The sequence below is a fragment of the Undibacterium sp. TJN19 genome, from assembly GCF_049339485.1.
In the GTDB taxonomy this organism is placed as follows: Bacteria; Pseudomonadota; Gammaproteobacteria; order Burkholderiales; family Burkholderiaceae_D; genus Undibacterium.
In genome coordinates this window covers 25,687-42,916 of the sequence record NZ_JBMPPL010000002.1, presented here as the reverse complement: position 1 = coordinate 42,916, position 17,230 = coordinate 25,687, and the positions used below count along the sequence as shown (strand labels likewise).

Genomic DNA, 17,230 nt, shown 5'->3' with positions numbered 1-17,230 from the left:
GGAATATTGTCATGTTCAAGGTAGTGAAGTCGTCTGCATTTGCGTTCAAATTCGTAGGTCACCTCTGGACAAATAATACTCGCTTCAGTGGCGCGGATTCAGATCACCATGCAACTGATACGCATTCCTATTTCACCTCAAAAAAAGTCAAATCTTGTGAATTTGTCGGGTTTACCGGAAAAATACTTTTTATCGATCTTTTACTTGCGTAAGATCAACATTTCTTTATGCATCATGAGCATCCTTGATGCATTTGCACCTAAACCCCGTGCATGAGTAAACGGTGGAGGCAATATTAGTAAAAACTGATCCTTCTTCATCAAGTCACAAGTTTTTATGACACTAATACATTCGGGGACAAAAATGCGATTTCAATTTCGTAGCGTACAGAGCTGGAGTGTTGGCGCCAAGCTGACGCTGGTCATATTTTTGCTCATCACTTTGATGTTTATCTCTTTTATCACGCTAATCGACTTCAATCTTTCAAGACAGGTAGAACAGCAGGTCGCCGCAGACCTGACTGCACGCACCAATCTGATTGCGGAAATGATAGATAGCTTTGACCGCGATCAAAAAGTGCAGGTCAGCGCGTTTTCCAAAGTTTTCAAAAGCAATTTCAATGGCGACTTTGCCGTTGATGAGGCTACCACCGTCGATGTCAATGGCACGGCCACAGCGTCCATGACGAGTAATGGCACGGTCTTGAATATGGACTTTAAAGCCAGTGATTTGTTTACCGCCCAGACTGGTGGCGTCGCCACCATTTTTGTACGGCAAAAAAATGACTTTGTCCGTATTTCTACCTCACTCAAAAAAGAAAATGGGGAACGTGCCATCGGTACCAGCCTGGACAAAAACGGTGCCGCCTATAAAAGCATCATGGAAGGCAACAGCTACGTCGGCAATGCCGTGCTTTTCGGCAGGCAATATGTGACGCAGTATGACCCCGTCAAGAGTACTGATGGCAAAGTGATAGGCATCTTGTTTGTTGGCTCGGATTTCACAGAATCAGCAAAACGCATCAAGGACCAGATACGCCCCCTGAAAATCGGCGATACCGGCTATTTTTATGCGATCAACTCCAAGGAAGGCAGCGACTATGGCTTGCTGATGCTACATCCTGACAAAGAAGGACAAAACGTGCTGGCGTCAAAAGATGCTGATGGACACGAATTCATCAAGGAAATGCTGGAGAAAAAAGAAGGCATCACCCACTATCCCTGGATCAACAAGGAATTGGGTGAAACAGCCATACGCAAAAAAATGGTGGCCTACAAAGCCAATAAGAACTGGAACTGGCTCATAGCAGGTGACGTATATATAGATGAATTCACGCGTGAATCAAAAAATTTCATGCACATGATCAGCGCATTGGCCATTGTTGTCCTGCTGACCATGGGTGCCGCATTGTATTACACCATGCGCCGTCGATTAAGCCATCCACTGCATGAAGTCAGCGCCGCTGCCATGCGACTGGCAGGTGGAGACCTGACCGTCTCACTGAACGTGACACGCGTCGATGAAATTGGTCAGTTGATGCAAGCCATAAACCAGATTGGTCAGGGTTTGACCACCGTCGTCCATCAGGTCAGAAACAACACGGCGCTTATCGCACAATCATCCAGGGAAATTGCAAGCGGCAATGCAGATCTTTCTGCCCGCACGGAATCGCAAGCCAGTTCACTGGAAGAAACCGCGGCATCAATGCATGAACTGACGGGGACGGTAAAGCAAAATTCAGAGAGTGCCGAAAACGCCAACAATCTGGTGGTTGCCACCTCAAAAATTGCCGCCAGGGGCGGTGCAGTCGTTACGCAAGTGATGGATACTATGGGTTCCATACAAACCAGCTCACGCAAGATTGTCGACATCATATCTGTCATCGACGGCATCGCCTTCCAGACCAATATCCTTGCATTGAATGCCGCAGTCGAAGCAGCCCGCGCTGGCGAACAAGGACGCGGTTTTGCCGTTGTTGCCAGTGAAGTGCGAAATCTGGCACAACGTTCGGCCAGCGCCGCCAAGGAAATCAAAACCCTGATAGACGATTCAGTTGAAAAAGTGGATGCAGGCCATCGCCTGGTGGTAGAAACCGGTGAAACCATGACAGAAGTCGTTGATGCAGTTGACCGTGTCGCTAGCATCATTGCGGAAATCAGCAACGCCAGCCGAGAGCAAAGTACAGGTTTAGCACAGATCAATCAGGCGGTCGCGCAAATGGACGAAATGACACAGCAAAATGCAGCCCTGGTCGAACAGGCTGCAGCAGGAGCAAAAGATATGGAAGAACAGGCACAAACGCTGGTTCAGGCCGTAAGTGTATTCAAGGTCATGCCTGCACTAGAGTAATTCAGCGTATTCTGTCCCGGTTGCCTTTCGCAAGGCAGCCCTTGCCAGCAGACGGGTCGAATCCAAGGTGGGCAAACTGACATTCTCGTCTGTGGCAATCAGGGGCAATTCAGTACACCCCAGTATCACCGCATCACAGCCACCCGCTTTCAGACTGTTGATTATATGCAGGAACTGGTGCACGCTTTCTGGCCTGATGATGCCGCAGACAAGCTCATTCATGATGATACGGTTCAGGTTTGCCTGGTCGTCACCAGATGGCAATAGATAATCGATGCGCCGCTCCTGCAACACACTGGGGTAAACCGCACTGTTCATCAGCCAGGCTGTGCCGGTAATACCTACCCGCCGATAGCCACGCCCTGCTGCAACGCTAGCCACCTCTTCAGCGATATGTAGCCAGGGTAAGGGCGAATGTGGCCGCACCAGCCCAAAAGCCTGGTGGATAGTGTTGTCAGGGCAAATCAAGAAATCGGCCCCGGCTGCCGCCAGCTTGTGGGCAGACGCGAGCATCAGATCGGCCACGCCCTGCATGTCGCCTTGTTCCAGGCGATCTACATATAAAGCGAGTGAGGGTGTATGCATGGACACTTCAGGATGGGCATGCGGCCCCAGCAATGGCGCAGCTTCTTCACAAATTGTGCGATAACACAGCGCCGCCCCTGCGGCAGAGCATCCGATGATACCGATGTGGGCAGTCATGATTGGGGTCTCCGGTTTTGAGAATGGTAACTCAACAAGTAAGGCTTATGGGTGAAACTGCAAGGTGGATGCACGGGATTTTGGCAATCCCTGCATTTTTGAGGTCTAGCCCAAATGACTAAGTTACCCACGCAAATTTGACATCCACCCGCGACAGCCCCACAATCAGCGCGCCCTGGCAAAGATGCCGATGAATGTGATAAATATCATAATCAGCCGAGGTTTTCATGGATGGCATTTCTGTTGCAGCGCAACAAAAATTCGCCATAAAGCCCACCTCGCAGGACACTGAAATCATTACTAACTATGGGGTTGCCAGCTAGCCGCGTCTTTGCACATTTTTTGACCAAAAATCGAGATTGCGCTTGACGTGCCAGAACGCCCATAGTTAAATACGAAATCGATTGCGCAAACGATTGCGCGACACCTTTTTATCGAGAAAATGCATCATGAAGCCACGCATAACTGTAGTCGGCAGTGTCAATATGGATCTGGTTTTTCGCACGCCACGCATGCCAGCCATGGGTGAAACCCTGCATGGTCATGAATTTCGCCAGATTCCTGGTGGCAAAGGCGCCAACCAGGCCGTCGCTGCAGCCCGCCAGGGCGCTGCCATCAGCTTTATTGGCGCAGTAGGCGATGATGGTTTTGGCAGTTTTTCGCATGATTGCCTGGCAGCAGAAGGCATGGAACTGACACACCTCGCCAGCGTGGCTGGTGTCGCCACTGGCGTGGCCGGCATATTGGTAGATGACAATGGCAGCAACAGTATCGTACTGGCTGCCGGCGCGAATGCGACACTGACAGTTGCACAGGTAGAAGCGGCAACCGCAACGATTGCCAACGCACAATTGCTGGTTTGCCAGCTTGAAACACCCCTGGCGACAGTAACGCGTGCTATAGAAATCGCCCGCCAGAACGGTGTCAAGGTCATCTTGAACCCTGCCCCGGCGCAGGACTTAAGCGACAGCCTGCTGGCGCAAGTGGATTACCTGATCCTCAATGAAACCGAGGCTTCGCAACTCAGCGGCGTCACTGTGACTGACCAGGCCAGCGCCAAGGCAGCATCTGAACAAATATTGAAGCGCGGCACGAGTGTGGTCTTGCTGACCATGGGCGAGCATGGCGCGCTGATCACCGACGCCAGCGGCAGCCAGTTCATTGCAGCGGTCAAAGTGGATGTAGTAGATACCACCGCAGCAGGCGACACCTTTGTTGGCGCCTTTGCAGTGGGCATTGCAAATGGCCTGAGCATGATGGATGCCAGCCGCGAAGCGCAATATACGGCAGCCCTGACGGTCACCAAACTGGGTGCGCAAACGTCCATACCGCACCGTCACGATGTGCTGGAATTCATGGCAGTACGCAAGGCTGCCTGAACAAGAGAACACCGTCAGGTTTCAGCAGCATCAGTACCCGAATAAGTGCACAGGACGAGCATACGCTGCATAAAGATGCGCCAAGCCAGTCTGAACACGGTTTTTGATAAAATTTCGCCTGCATGACATCAACGAAATGCCTGTGCCATGTTAGGCTTGCGAACGCAGTCCAAAGCTACCGTATCTGAATCAGCGCAGGGCAACCAGGGCTGATTCATTGTGCGGATGAACAGTTTAATCGTGCCAGCCTGAAGCGCCATACATCGCTTCGCTTGCACAACGACATCTGAATAAGGAATTTTCATGAAACTCAAGCAAATCTGCCTTTCCCTGGCGACCCTGCTGGCTGTCAGCGGTGCCGCCAGCGCGTATGCTGCGGATCTTAAATTCGCGGTGATCTATGATGCAGGTGGCAAGTTTGATAAATCCTTCAACCAGTCGGCCTCAGAAGGTGCAGAGCGTTTCAAGAAAGAAACCAAGCTGAATTTCCTGGAAGTACAGGTCGCCAGTGACACCCAGACTGAACAGGTCTTGCGCAACCTGGCCCGTAAAAATGTCGACCTGATCGCCGCTATCGGCTTTGGCCAGGCGCAGGCAGTACAAAACATTGCCAAGGAATTCCCTAAAACCAAATTTGTACTGATCGATGGCATTGCCACTGGTGACAATGTCAGCTCGGTATTGTTCAAGGAACAGGAAGGCTCTTACCTGGTCGGCGTAGCGGCAGCAATTGCCAGCAAAACCAAAAAGGTCGGCTTTGTCGGTGGCATGGATATCCCGTTGATACGCAATTTCTCTTGCGGTTATGCACAGGGTGCAAAAGCCACCGATGCCAAACTGGAAGTCATACAAAACATGGTGGGTACGACACCGGCTGCCTGGAATGACCCTGCCAAGGGCGGCGAACTGGCACGTGCGCAGTTTGAACGTGGCGTTGACGTGATCTTTGCCGCAGCCGGTGGCAGTGGCCTGGGCACTTTGCAGGCCGTCAAGGAAAAAGGCAAGCTGGGCATAGGTGTGGATTCCAATCAGAACTACATGCATCCGGGCAGCATGCTGACTTCCATGGTGAAACGGGTTGACCAGGCCATTTACGACAGCTTCATGCAGCTGAAAAATGGTAACTGGAAAAACGGCACGCAGTACAAAGGCCTGAAAGAAGGTGGCGTTGACTGGGCGCTGGATAAAGATAACCGCAGTGTCGTCAGCGCCGATATGGAAAAACGCGTCAATGCCGCCAAACAGGACATTATCAGCGGCAAGGTCAAGGTTGTTGATTTCCGTGAAGGCAATAAGTGCCCAGTCTGATGTCGGGTAACAAGTCACGCAATAGCTGATGTAGCAAGCAGGTGATAAGCAAGTAGTGAGTAAGTAACAAGCAGAAAACCAGATAAGTAGTCATGCTCAGGGGCGCAGTATCTTTTAAAAGAGTACTTGCGCCCTGATTGATGTGTAGACCCCGCACGCCATTTTTTGCACACCGCATTTTAAAGAACGCCAAAGTATGCAGCCAGCAGTCGAATTTCAACAGATCTCCAAACGCTTTGGTGCGGTACAGGCCAACCGCGATGTGAGTTTTTCTATTGCGCCGGGGTCCATCCATGGCGTGATCGGTGAAAACGGTGCCGGCAAATCCACGCTGATGAGCATACTGTATGGCTATTACCGCGCTGATGGTGGCAAGCTGCTCATCAATGGCGTGGAACAAAATATCCGTAACAGTCAGGAAGCCATCAATCTTGGCATAGGCATGGTGCATCAGCATTTCATGCTGGTAGAAAACATGACGGTACTCGACAATGTCATGCTGGGTACGGAAGGCGGCTTTCGCCTGAAACCCAAGCGCCATGAAGTCGAGGCGAAGTTGCGTGAGATTTGCCAGCGTTATTCGCTTGATGTCGACCCGCTGGCTACCATTCATGACCTTTCTGTCGGTGTCCAGCAAAGGGTGGAAATCCTCAAGCAGATTTACCGCAGCGCGAATATCCTGATCCTGGATGAACCGACCGCCGTATTGACGGTGCAGGAAACGGCGTCCCTGTTTGAAGTACTGCGCCTGTTTAAGGAACAGGGCAAGACCATCATTCTGATCACGCACAAGTTGCAAGAAATTCTGGATATCACGGATCAGGTCACCGTCATGCGCGCTGGCACGGTTGTGGGTTCAGTCGCGACCGCAGGCACCAGCAAGGAGCAACTGGCCGAACTGATGGTGGGCCGTCCGATAGAAACCCATCTGCCTCGTGCGCCTTATGCGCCCGGTGCGACCGTGCTGGAAGTCAGTGGCCTGAATCTTGTCAACGATCAAAAAGTCAGTTTGCTGAAAGACGTCAGCTTCACAATCCGCGCTGGCGAAATCGTCGCCATTGCCGGTGTGTCGGGCAATGGCCAGAGTGAACTGCTGGAGATTTTAAGCGGCATGCGCTTGCCCACCAGTGGCAAGCTGCAAATGCAGGGTAAGGATTTGCCAGGCAAGGGCCGCAAGGACGCCGATGGCCTGCCAGCCACCTTCCGCGACCTGGGTATTGCCCATGTGCCGGAAGACCGTCTGCGTGATGCCGTTGTCAAAAATTTCTCCGTCATGATGAACAGCTTTCTGGGTTACCAGAAAAAACTGGGCAAGGCCTTTGGCCTGCTCGACTACAAACATATTTTAAGCAATTGCAATGATCTGCTGGCGAGGTTTGATGTTCGCCCGGCAGACCCGCAATTGCGTATCGCCCTGCTGTCTGGCGGTAACCAGCAAAAAGTGGTGATGGCACGCGAAATTGCATCCAGCCCGCAATTGATGCTGGTGGGCCAGCCTACGCGCGGCGTTGATATTGGCACCATAGAAAGCCTGCATGCACGTTTGCTGGCAATGCGTGATGCCGGCATTGCCATCCTGCTGGTATCAGTAGAGTTGGAAGAAGTACGCGCCCTGGCAGACCGTATCCTGGTCATGTCCAGCGGCAGCATTACCGGCGAACTGAAGGCAGAAGAATTTGATGCAACGCGTATAGGCTTGTTGATGGGCGGCCTGCACAAACACTGAACGTAGTGACACGCAGACCAGACCCAGCCAGAGACAAGCAAACAAAAGTGACAAAACTAGCGACCAGACAATAATGAATCAAGCCGATCTTCCCCGTTGGGCAACCGCCTTTGCCTTGCCGCTACTGAACCTGTTTTCTGCTCTGCTGGTGGCAGCAGGCGTGATTTATCTATTGGGTGAAAGCCCGGTAGAGTCTCTGGGCATCCTGGTCAATTCCGCCGTGCTCAATCCAGAAGGCCTGGGCTACACCCTGTTTTATGCAGCGACCTTCATCTTCACTGGATTATCCGTATCGATTGCCATGCAGGCCGGCCTGTTCAATATCGGCAGTGAAGGCCAGATGTATGTCGGTGGTCTGGGCCTGAGCTTTGTTTTGCTGGCGCTTGATTCCAGCCTGCCGGGCTGGATACTGATACCGCTGGCAGTGCTGGGCAGTGCTGTCTTTGGTGCCGCCTGGGCTTTCCTCCCGGGTTATTTGCAGGCAAAACGTGGCAGCCATGTGGTGGTGACTACCATCATGTTCAATTTCATTGCTGCCTGCCTCATGAATTTTGTCATCATCAGCTTCCTTATCCCGGCCGGCCAGCAAAATACAGCCAGCCGCCAGTTTGCCGATGCATCCTGGTTGCCCAAGCTGAACAGCATCTTGCCGGTACTGGGTGAAACACCACTCAATATCAGCTTCATCCTGGCGCTGCTGGCACTGGTGATTTATGGTGTGGCTGTCTGGCGCACCACCTGGGGTTATCAGTTGCGCGCCACCGGCCTGAACCAGCATGCAGCGCACTATGCGGGCATCTCGATCAGCAAGACCATCATTATCACGATGATGATTTCGGGCGCGCTGGCAGGTCTGGCGGCAGTGAATTCTGTCATGGGTTCAACACACTACCTGAACCTGAATTTCCCTGCCGGGGCGGGGTTCATCGGTATTGCGATTGCGCTGATGGGGCGTCAGCATCCGGTCGGTATTTTGCTTTCATCCATTTTGTTTGGCGCATTGATACAAGGTGGCTTTGATCTGTCTCTGGAAAAAGCCAATATCCCGCCAGAAACGTTTATCTTCATCCAGGGTTTGATCATCCTGTTCTGCGGTGCGATGGAAAACCTGTATGCCCCTGCCCTGTCTGCCCTGCTCAAGCGTAAGGAAAAATGATGTTTGATGATTTTCAATTTTCCAGCATCCTGGTATCGACCATACGCAATGCGCCGGTATTGATGTTTGCGGCCATGGCTGGCTTGTTTGCTGAACGCAGCGGCGTGGTTGACCTGGCACTCGAAGGCAAAATGCTGGCCGCGGCCTTTGTCTCTGCCGCCGTGGCGTTTGCGACGAAAAGCCCGTGGCTGGGTATATTGGCAGGTGTCGGCATTTCCGTCGCCATCGCCTTGTTGCAGGGCTTTGTCAGCATCACGCAAAAGGGTAATCAGCTGGTGGCCGGTATCGCCCTCAATATCGCGCTGGGCGGCCTGACTTTTGTTATCGCCCAGTACCTGTTTCAGCAGGGTGGGCGCACGCCTGACCTGGGAGATGCACGCCTGTTTGACATTGTCTTTCCCGGTTCAGAAGCAGTTGCCGGCATTCCTTTCATCGGCTGGGTCTATACGAAACTGATAGGTGGCCATAGCGCACTGGTGTACCTGGCGTTTGCACTGGTACCGCTGGTGCACTGGATTTTGTATCACACCCGCTTTGGCCTGCGCCTGCGCGCGGTTGGCGAAAACCCGCATGCAGCAGATGCAGCAGGTATCAATGTTGAGCGCACCCGCTTCATGGCCATGCTGTGCGCTGGCGTCTTGTGTTCATTCTCTGGTGCGTATCTGTCGATCGTACAAAGCGGCTTTTTCCTGCGCGATATGTCAGCTGGCAATGGCTACCTGGCCCTGACCGCCCTGGTATTTGGTAACTGGCGGCCGATGTATACGGCTTTAGGCTGCCTGATGTTTGGTTTCTTCGCTGCTTTGCAGGTACAGATAGAAGGCGTGATCTTTCCAGGCATAGGCAAGATACCCGGCTCTCTGGTACAGATGATTCCTTACGTCGTGACCGTGATCGTATTGGCAGGCTTGATGGCAAAGTCCGTCGCCCCGAAAGCGATAGGTCAGCCATTTGTGAAGTCACGGTAATTGATTGAAATAAAACCTTTCAACACGGGGACACAGAAGGGGCACGGAGGGCACAGAGAAAAGCGAATGAAGAGCAACGAAGGTTGGCTTCTCGTAGGTTGGGCTACGGTTTACCAGCCCAACGCTCGGCGTTTCAATAAGGTATTCGTCGATTGTAGGCTAAGTGTTGGGCTGATGAAGCGTAGCCATGCGTGGCCCGGCCCAACCTACGTGTTTGCAACCTACATGAGTATTCCGTCTTTCTCTGCGCCTCCTCTATTTCTCCGTGTCTCTGTGGTAAGCCTTTCGGTCTTGCACTACACAACATAATTTCGACCTCCTTGAACCGGGTCAACTGCAACAATTCACATCGCGACTGGGTTCTGCTCAATGGCCAGCCGATGTAATTTTGGAGAGCATTCATGTCAACAAAACACAAAGTCATCTTTGATACTGATCCAGGCGTCGATGATGCAATGGCCTTGTATTTCGCCCTGGCCCATCCTGATATCGAAGTGGTTGGTATCACGACTACTTTTGGTAATGTCCATGTTGAACAGGCAACCATCAATGCCTTGTACCTGACGCGCATCGCTGGCCGTCATATCCCTGTCGCACATGGTGTACCTGTACCTTTCGCCAAAGCGCCTGGCATGCCGCCAGATTTCATCCACGGTGCTGATGGTCTAGGTAACCTGAACAGCCGTATTGAAGTCGGTGGCAAGGCGGAAGTAGAAAGCGCAGCAGAATTTATCGTCAAAATGGCACGCCAGCACCCGGGTGAAATCACCCTGGTTGCAGTCGGCCCATTGGGTAACCTGGGCCTGGCCCTGAAGATGGAACCACAACTGCCAAAACTGCTGAAGCAGGTCGTGCTGATGGCAGGTACCGTCGATGAACCAGGCAATGTATCGCCAGTGGCAGAAGCCAATGTCTGGAATGATCCTGACGCAGCGGACCTGGTCTTCACAGCAGGCTGGGATCTGACCATGGTAGGGCTGGATGTCACACACCGCGTGGTCTTGCCTTCGACCTTCTTTGCAGCTCTGGCAGAAAAACACAAGCACGTGGCGATGGATACCCTGTCACATGCAGTCAACTTCTATGCCAACTTCTACCAAAGCATACGCCCGGACCTGGGCCATGCCTGCTACGGTCATGATGTACTGGCATTTGTCTGGCTGGTGGCACCGCAGATTTTTGAAACCAGCTCTGGCCGCGTACGCGTTGCCAAAGAGGGCATAGGCAATGGCCAGACCATGATGGCAAAACTGCCTATCCCTTATCCACAGGCAGGTTGGGAAGCCAGCAAACCAGAAACGCGCGTTTGCATGAAAGTGGATGCAGAAGCATGTAAACAATTGATCGATGCAACCCTGGCGTCAAACTGGTTGCAGGCACCGCTGGCGCAATAAGGGGAGACCATCATGTTTATCGAACCAGTTGATTATCGCGCACCCGATGCTGCGAAAAAATTCACTGAAAGCCTGCACCGCACTGGCTTTGGTGTATTGACCAACCACCCCTTGTCGCAAAGCACACTGGAAACCATCTACAAGGAATGGTATGAGTTTTTCCAGACCGATGCGAAAAACAAGTATGACTTTGATGCCGAGAAAATGGATGGCTATTTTTCGCCAAAAATTTCCGAGACAGCCAAGGGCCAGACCAAGCGTGACCTGAAAGAGTTTTATCATATCTACCCTACCGGCCGTTATCCGTCTGAAGTGTCGGATGCTGCTCGCAAATATTATGACGATGGTGCCAAGCTGGCAGCAGAGTTGCTGCAATGGGTAGAAGATCATTCTCCTGCTGACGTCAAGGCCAGGTATTCCATGCCCCTGTCAGACATGATCACCGACAGCGACCTGACCCTGCTGCGCGTTCTGCATTACCCACCGCTGCGTGGCGATGAAGAGCCGGACGCAGTGCGCGCTGCGGCGCATGGCGACATCAACCTGCTGACCTTGCTGCCTGCAGCAACCCAGGCTGGCTTACAGGTACAAGGCAAGGATGATGCATGGCATGACGTACCTTGTGATTTTGGCATGCTGATCGTGAACATTGGCGACATGCTCGATGAAGCATCTGCTGGCTACTACCCATCGACTATCCACCGCGTACTAAACCCTACCGGTGAAGAAGCGAAAAAGTCCCGCATTTCTTTGCCTCTGTTCCTGCATCCACGGGCTGATGTGGTGTTGTCTGAACGTCATACCTCGGGTAGTTATCTGCAAGAACGTTTGCGTGAACTGGGTGTGAAGAAGTAAATTTTTTAGAGTTCAATTCTGCAAGAAAAAGCCCGCAACAGGTAACTGCTGCGGGCTTTTTTTCATGACGCACCGAGTGTCTTCATGCTCTTTGACTTACTGCGCCATGCAGGACAATCACCTGAAGTCAGGCCGCCTTTGCTGCGGTGACAGTCACAGGTTTAGACAATGTAACGGTGTCGCCAGATGGGATGCCATTGGCTGCCCAGCTATCAAATTCTGTGCGTATGGCTGCCAGTGTTTGCTTGCTGATATCAGGCAAACTGCCACCCAGGATATCGGAAGCTTCTTTAAAGCCCTGCTCAACGGCAGCACGCACTTTTTCAAGTTTGGATGGATCATCCCCTATTGATGCCTTGGCGAAACTTAAAATGCGTTCGGCAGTTTTTTGCACACTGAATTCGCCGCCATCAGCAATTGCGGCCTTGGCAGCACTGATGGCTTCTGGGCTGGCAGACACTTTTTGTTCACCACTGGCAACCTTATCAAACTGTAAACCTTGCTGCTCTACCAAGGGCCTGATCAAATCGATAATGGCCTGGGCTTTACGGTCCGATTCTTCCAGCAATGCCTGCAAATCAGCCTGGGCTGGCTTATTCAGGCGCGGATCGCTATAAACGACATTGTCGCTGTCGGAACTGTTCAGACTGACTTTGTCAGTCGCGACGCTAGTGCTGGTATTGGTATTGGTATTGGTGGCCGCAGCAGTATCGGTAGCAGACTGGCGCTGTGTCAGCGGGCTGGCGGTCAGGCTTTGGGCAGATGTACCCAGTGTAGAAATAGTAACGCTCATTTTATGTTCCTCTGGTGAACGGCAATGAAAAACATCAAGACAGTTCGTTATCGGCGCGTAAGCGGGAAACTGTAAGCATGTGCGCGAAATAGTATCGCCTGAATTAAAGCAATCTGACTTTCCTGTGGGCGGCGATGACGCTGCAATGCAATAAATTCATGCATGACTGACATAGAGCCGATTTTAAGCATGCAGCCGTATTGCCACGCAAATCAGACTTCTGTTAAATACATCAGAACACATGCGAGATACTTATTCAGTTCGTTAGCTCACATTGAATGCATTATCGCTGGAGACAAGAGGCCTACCTATCGCCCACAACAGTGTTTGCGAATACAATATCGCCTATCTTAACGAAAGACAATTATGCTGACTCAAGAACAATTATTACAAGCTGCCAACACTGCCCGCGAATCTGCCTACGCGCCGTATTCCAAATTCAAGGTTGGTGCTGCTGTGCTGACGAAAGATGGCAAGGTTTTCCATGGCTGCAATGTAGAAAATGCATCTTATGGCCTGTGCAATTGCGCTGAGCGCACTGCACTGTTCAGCGCCGTTGCTGCAGGCTATCGCCCTGGCGATTTTGCTGCGATTGCCGTCACTGGTGATACCGATGGCCCTATCGCTCCATGCGGCGCCTGCCGCCAGGTCATCATCGAAATGGGTGGGCCGGATTTGCAGGTATTGCTGACAAACCTGAAAGGTGATCTGAAAACCACCACCGCCGGCGAGCAATTGCCAGATGCGTTTTATCTGAAGCCAGAATAAGTGACTAAGCGTTTACCATCGACCAGTCTGGCCCTATGTTGAAAACCATACTGATCGTCGAAGACGAAGTCAGCATTGCTGAAAACCTGGCCTATGCCCTGTCCACCGATGGCTTTCATCCTCTGCATGTCAGTCTGGGACAAAGTGCACTGAGTTTGTTGCGCGACTCAGCGAATGAATCAGCTAACAACCCCGCCAGCGCTAGCCCACCAGCCCTGGTGGTGCTTGACATCGGCTTGCCTGACATGAGCGGCTTCGATGTCTGCCGCCAGTTGCGCCAGTTTTCTGATGTGCCTGTCATTTTCCTCACGGCGCGTAATGATGAAATTGACCGCATAGTCGGTCTCGAAATAGGTGCGGACGATTATGTTAGCAAACCCTTTTCCCCACGCGAGATGGTGGCGCGCATACGTGCCATCTTGCGTCGCCAGGACAAGGCGGCACAGATGCATGCCGCCACACCCGCAACCACCAGATCAATATTACGCCTGGAACTGCGCGCAGACGAAGCACGTATCTTGTATTACGGCCAGGCACTGACATTGACACGCTATGAATACCTGCTGCTGAAAACTTTGATGGAACGACCAGGCCAGTTATTTTCACGCGCGCAACTGATGGAAATCGTCTGGGTGAATGCACCTGAAACACTGGAACGCACGGTGGATGCCCATATCAAGTCGTTGCGCGCAAAACTGCGTCAGGCACGTCTCAGTCATCAGGGCAATGCGAACGGCACAGCAAGTGAGGACAGCAATGACGAAGGCATACAAACACACCGTGGCATGGGTTATAGCCTGACACCCACATGAAAATAGGCCTGCGCATATTGCTGGGTTATTTCCTGATACTGGGCCTGACCGCCTGGCTGGTCTTGAATGTAGTGGTCGAAGAAGTGAAACCGGGTGTGCGTGCCACCCTCGAAGATACCCTCATTGATACCGCGCAAATGTTGGCGACACTGGTAGCAGAAGATGTCGCCAATGGTAATCTGGCTGATTCAGCACTGATGGCCCGCATACACAATTATGCGCAGCGCAGTGTCGATGTAAAAATCAGCGGCATACGAAAAAACAGCCTTGACTACCGCGTCTATATCACCGATATCAAAGGCATCGTCATCTTCGACAGCGAAGGGCTGGCCACCGGCCAGGATTATTCTCGCTGGAATGATGTCTACCTGACCTTGCGCGGCAAATATGGTGCGCGCAGTACCCGCCATGATCCCGCCGATGAAGGCAGTAGCGTCATGCATGTGGCTGCGCCCATCCAGCACCAGGGGCAGATCATAGGCTCACTGACGGTCGCCAAGGCCATCTCCACGATCAGCCCTTTTATAGAACGCAGCCAGCGCAAGATTTTGCAACGCAGCTTCTGGTTGCTGCTGGGGTCCTTACTGATAGGTATCGCTGTCTCATGGTGGCTCAGTAATGCCCTGAGCAAATTGCAGCGTTATGCCAGCAGTGTAGAAAATGGTGAAAAAGCCAGCCTGCCTTCACTGGGCAATAATGAAATCGGCCGCCTTGGCAAGGCGCTGGAAGCCATGCGCAACAAGCTCGAAGGCAAGCAATACGTAGAACAGTTGATGCACACATTGACACATGAACTGAAAAGCCCGATTGCCGCGATACAGGGCTCAGCCGAACTATTGCGCGAAGACATGCCCACAGCAGACCGTCAACGCTTCCTGAATAACATTCTTGAACAAAACCAGCGCCAGAAACAATTGATAGAAAAACTGCTGGCCCTGGTGAAGCTGGAAAAACAGCAAAACCTGAGCCACGCACAGCAACTCAATGTAGGTGCACTATTGCAATTGGTAATGGATGATACCCAGGCCAGCCTGCATAAAAAATCCATCACTTTGCAATTAGATTTTCCTGCTGACAGCAAGCAGTTGCACGTCATGGGCGATGAATTATTATTGCGCCAGGCACTGGGTAATTTACTTGACAATGCCATTGCTTTTTCACCTGCGGGCAGTTGCATCAGCATGCAGGCAAGTACAGACAGCACCCTGTCCTGGCTGACTATTCGCATCTGCGATCAGGGACCAGGCATACCCGATTATGCGCAAGAAAAAATCTTTGAACGTTTTTATTCCCTGCCACGCCCGGACGCAGCCAAAAGCACTGGACTGGGCCTGCCTTTTGTTCATGAAGTAGCGCTACTGCATGGCGGCTCTGTCACCGTCAGCAATCAACCCGAAGGCGGCACCCGCGCCTGCTTGCGCTTACCGCAGTTGCCAGAATAAGGCTTGCGGCAAACCGGGAACAGAATTCGCCCGCACTTCACACAAAACACATCAACAACGCACACAAGTTTTTTACAGTGACGACTCCAACAATACGGAGTCTGCCATGGAAAAAAACTGGATGTTAAAAACCGGCATCGTCGGCCTGCTGGCGATACTGATCTATATATCCTTGATGATGATTCAATCCACCATCTGGGAACGCATGCGTTATCGCGAAGAAGCCGTACGCAGCATCACCGCAGACTCTGTCGGCGAACAAACCATACTGGGGCCGGTACTGGTCATACCCTATACCGAAACATGGGAAGAGGAGGAGATAGACAAAACTACCAAAGTGTCCAAAATACGTCCAATGTATAAAAACAAGAAATATTATGTCTATCCCAATGATTTACAGATCAAGGGAAACATAGAGACCGACCAGCGCTATCGTGGGATTCATAAGGTATTGGTGTATTCAGGCACACATGCCATCAACGGTGACTTTATCATGCCTGACACGGACGAACTGATATCGAAAGACAAGAGCAAGGCTACGATCACGTTTAACGAAGCTGCCTATGTCTCATTTGGCCTTAGCGACACACGTGGTTTGCGTAACTTCCCCAAACTGGAATGGGATGGTAAAACGTATGACTTCAGACAGGGCAGCAAGCTGAGTTCGGCGTCGCAAGGGATACATGCGATTCTTGGCAATTTCCATGAAAACCATGTGCCTGTCACCGTCAAATTTAAACTGGACCTGATGCTCGATGGCGTGGAACATCTTAGTTTTGTACCCATCGCCAGGAATAATCAGGTCAGCCTAAGTTCAAACTGGCCACATCCGCAATATGGTGGTCGCTTCCTGCCGTCGCCAAAGGGGCGCACCCGTAGCGATAATGGCTTTGGTGCGAGCTGGAATATCTCATCGCTGTCGAGCAACGCCCAGCAGCAACTGACTCAACTCGAATATAACAATAGCGCAAAAGCCAAAGATGCAACACCCGATGGTATCGCAGGTATTGATGTTTTCAGCGTGGCATTTATCGAACCCATCAATGTCTATTCTGAAGCGGACCGCGCCGTCAAATACGGGCTGATGTTTGTAGCACTAACCTTTGCCGCCTTTTTCCTGTTTGAAGTCTTGAAGCAGTTGCCGATACATCCTGTCCAATACATGCTGGTTGGCCTGGCGTTGGCGATATTCTTTCTTCTACTGGTCAGTCTGGCGGAAAAAATCGGCTTCTTGCGCGCTTATCTGGTGGCCAGCATTGCCTGTATATTGCTGATCGGCTTTTACCTCAGCTATGCCTTGCACAATTGGAAACGTGGGCTGGGTTTCGGGCTGGCACTGACGATGTTATATGGCATCCTGTTTGGCTTGCTGCAATCAGAAAGCAATGCCCTGGTCATGGGTAGCCTGTTACTGTTTGCCGTGTTGTCTGCCTTCATGATAGTGACGCGCAAGGTTGACTGGTACCAGCTAGGCAAGTCAGACCCGACACCAGCGGAGCGGGAATTTGATGTGGATGTCCAGACGTAGCAGAGTTCGACACAGCAGAGTTTTGCAGGGTACGTGGGGCGTACCCTGCA

At 51.8% G+C, this 17,230-nt stretch carries 14 protein-coding genes; 12 read left to right on the top strand and 2 right to left on the bottom strand.

The window, feature by feature from the left end; genetic code table 11:
- The first annotated feature begins 363 nt into the window (after positions 1-363).
- Entirely contained in the window at positions 364-2,349 is a 1,986-nt protein-coding gene (locus ACO0LH_RS08380) for a methyl-accepting chemotaxis protein (protein ID WP_422940617.1), read from the top strand.
- On the opposite strand, the gene ACO0LH_RS08375 is transcribed toward ACO0LH_RS08380, so the two are convergent.
- Positions 2,341-3,051, bottom strand: coding sequence for an aspartate/glutamate racemase family protein (locus tag ACO0LH_RS08375; protein ID WP_422940616.1), 711 nt, complete (start codon positions 3,049-3,051; stop codon positions 2,341-2,343). The genes ACO0LH_RS08380 and ACO0LH_RS08375 overlap by 9 nt on opposite strands.
- 449 nt (positions 3,052-3,500) lie before the next feature.
- Here ACO0LH_RS08375 and rbsK point away from each other — a divergent pair, with 449 nt between their 5' ends.
- The 7 genes from rbsK to ACO0LH_RS08340 all read left to right on the top strand — a co-directional run bounded on the left by rbsK (position 3,501) and on the right by ACO0LH_RS08340 (position 11,837).
- Complete coding sequence (gene rbsK / locus ACO0LH_RS08370; protein WP_422940615.1) at positions 3,501-4,430, top strand: ribokinase; 930 nt, start codon at positions 3,501-3,503, stop codon at positions 4,428-4,430.
- Positions 4,431-4,733: 303 nt separating this feature from the next.
- Positions 4,734-5,738 (top strand): BMP family lipoprotein, encoded by a 1,005-nt coding sequence (locus tag ACO0LH_RS08365; RefSeq protein ID WP_422940614.1) that lies wholly within the window; start codon positions 4,734-4,736, stop codon positions 5,736-5,738.
- Positions 5,739-5,934: 196 nt separating this feature from the next.
- Positions 5,935-7,464, top strand: coding sequence for an ABC transporter ATP-binding protein (locus tag ACO0LH_RS08360; protein WP_422940613.1), 1,530 nt, complete (start codon positions 5,935-5,937; stop codon positions 7,462-7,464).
- A 73-nt stretch (positions 7,465-7,537) separates the two neighbouring features.
- Complete coding sequence (locus ACO0LH_RS08355; protein WP_422940612.1) at positions 7,538-8,620, top strand: ABC transporter permease; 1,083 nt, start codon at positions 7,538-7,540, stop codon at positions 8,618-8,620.
- Positions 8,617-9,588 carry an ABC transporter permease gene (locus ACO0LH_RS08350; RefSeq protein ID WP_422940611.1) on the top strand — a complete coding sequence of 324 codons (972 nt, stop codon included), beginning with the start codon at positions 8,617-8,619 and terminating at the stop codon, positions 9,586-9,588. The genes ACO0LH_RS08355 and ACO0LH_RS08350 overlap by 4 nt, the downstream gene beginning before the upstream one ends.
- Before the next feature lie 401 nt (positions 9,589-9,989).
- On the top strand, positions 9,990-10,982 hold the full coding sequence (locus ACO0LH_RS08345; RefSeq protein WP_422940610.1) for a nucleoside hydrolase: 993 nt from the start codon (positions 9,990-9,992) through the stop codon (positions 10,980-10,982).
- Between the two features lie 12 nt (positions 10,983-10,994).
- Positions 10,995-11,837, top strand: a complete 843-nt coding sequence (locus tag ACO0LH_RS08340; RefSeq protein ID WP_422940609.1) for a 2OG-Fe(II) oxygenase family protein — start codon at positions 10,995-10,997, stop codon at positions 11,835-11,837.
- Between the two features lie 127 nt (positions 11,838-11,964).
- Here ACO0LH_RS08340 and ACO0LH_RS08335 read toward each other — a convergent pair whose 3' ends face one another.
- Complete coding sequence (locus ACO0LH_RS08335; RefSeq protein WP_422940608.1) at positions 11,965-12,630, bottom strand: DUF5610 domain-containing protein; 666 nt, start codon at positions 12,628-12,630, stop codon at positions 11,965-11,967.
- Between the two features lie 366 nt (positions 12,631-12,996).
- On the opposite strand from ACO0LH_RS08335, the gene ACO0LH_RS08330 reads away from it, so the two are divergent.
- From ACO0LH_RS08330 to creD, 4 genes are all read left to right on the top strand, one after another.
- Positions 12,997-13,398 (top strand): cytidine deaminase, encoded by a 402-nt coding sequence (locus ACO0LH_RS08330; RefSeq protein ID WP_422940607.1) that lies wholly within the window; start codon positions 12,997-12,999, stop codon positions 13,396-13,398.
- A gap of 35 nt (positions 13,399-13,433) precedes the next feature.
- Positions 13,434-14,210: a two-component system response regulator CreB gene (gene creB, locus ACO0LH_RS08325; RefSeq protein WP_422940606.1), complete on the top strand. Its 777-nt coding sequence runs from the start codon at positions 13,434-13,436 to the stop codon at positions 14,208-14,210.
- Positions 14,207-15,652 carry a two-component system sensor histidine kinase CreC gene (gene creC, locus ACO0LH_RS08320; protein WP_422940605.1) on the top strand — a complete coding sequence of 482 codons (1,446 nt, stop codon included), beginning with the start codon at positions 14,207-14,209 and terminating at the stop codon, positions 15,650-15,652. The genes creB and creC overlap by 4 nt, the downstream gene beginning before the upstream one ends.
- Positions 15,653-15,758: 106 nt before the next feature.
- Positions 15,759-17,180 carry a cell envelope integrity protein CreD gene (gene creD, locus ACO0LH_RS08315; protein ID WP_422940604.1) on the top strand — a complete coding sequence of 474 codons (1,422 nt, stop codon included), beginning with the start codon at positions 15,759-15,761 and terminating at the stop codon, positions 17,178-17,180.
- Positions 17,181-17,230 lie beyond the last annotated feature (50 nt).

Excerpts from the sequence above, each read along its gene's own strand:
- ACO0LH_RS08380 (WP_422940617.1), top strand. The coding sequence starts at position 364 with ATGCGATTTCAATTTCGTAGCGTACAGAGCTGGAGTGTTGGCGCCAAG.
- ACO0LH_RS08375 (WP_422940616.1), bottom strand. The coding sequence starts at position 3,051 with ATGACTGCCCACATCGGTATCATCGGATGCTCTGCCGCAGGGGCGGCG.
- rbsK (WP_422940615.1), top strand. The coding sequence starts at position 3,501 with ATGAAGCCACGCATAACTGTAGTCGGCAGTGTCAATATGGATCTGGTT.
- ACO0LH_RS08365 (WP_422940614.1), top strand. The coding sequence starts at position 4,734 with ATGAAACTCAAGCAAATCTGCCTTTCCCTGGCGACCCTGCTGGCTGTC.
- ACO0LH_RS08360 (WP_422940613.1), top strand. The coding sequence starts at position 5,935 with ATGCAGCCAGCAGTCGAATTTCAACAGATCTCCAAACGCTTTGGTGCG.
- ACO0LH_RS08355 (WP_422940612.1), top strand. The coding sequence starts at position 7,538 with ATGAATCAAGCCGATCTTCCCCGTTGGGCAACCGCCTTTGCCTTGCCG.
- ACO0LH_RS08350 (WP_422940611.1), top strand. The coding sequence starts at position 8,617 with ATGATGTTTGATGATTTTCAATTTTCCAGCATCCTGGTATCGACCATA.
- ACO0LH_RS08345 (WP_422940610.1), top strand. The coding sequence starts at position 9,990 with ATGTCAACAAAACACAAAGTCATCTTTGATACTGATCCAGGCGTCGAT.
- ACO0LH_RS08340 (WP_422940609.1), top strand. The coding sequence starts at position 10,995 with ATGTTTATCGAACCAGTTGATTATCGCGCACCCGATGCTGCGAAAAAA.
- ACO0LH_RS08335 (WP_422940608.1), bottom strand. The coding sequence starts at position 12,630 with ATGAGCGTTACTATTTCTACACTGGGTACATCTGCCCAAAGCCTGACC.
- ACO0LH_RS08330 (WP_422940607.1), top strand. The coding sequence starts at position 12,997 with ATGCTGACTCAAGAACAATTATTACAAGCTGCCAACACTGCCCGCGAA.
- creB (WP_422940606.1), top strand. The coding sequence starts at position 13,434 with ATGTTGAAAACCATACTGATCGTCGAAGACGAAGTCAGCATTGCTGAA.
- creC (WP_422940605.1), top strand. The coding sequence starts at position 14,207 with ATGAAAATAGGCCTGCGCATATTGCTGGGTTATTTCCTGATACTGGGC.
- creD (WP_422940604.1), top strand. The coding sequence starts at position 15,759 with ATGGAAAAAAACTGGATGTTAAAAACCGGCATCGTCGGCCTGCTGGCG.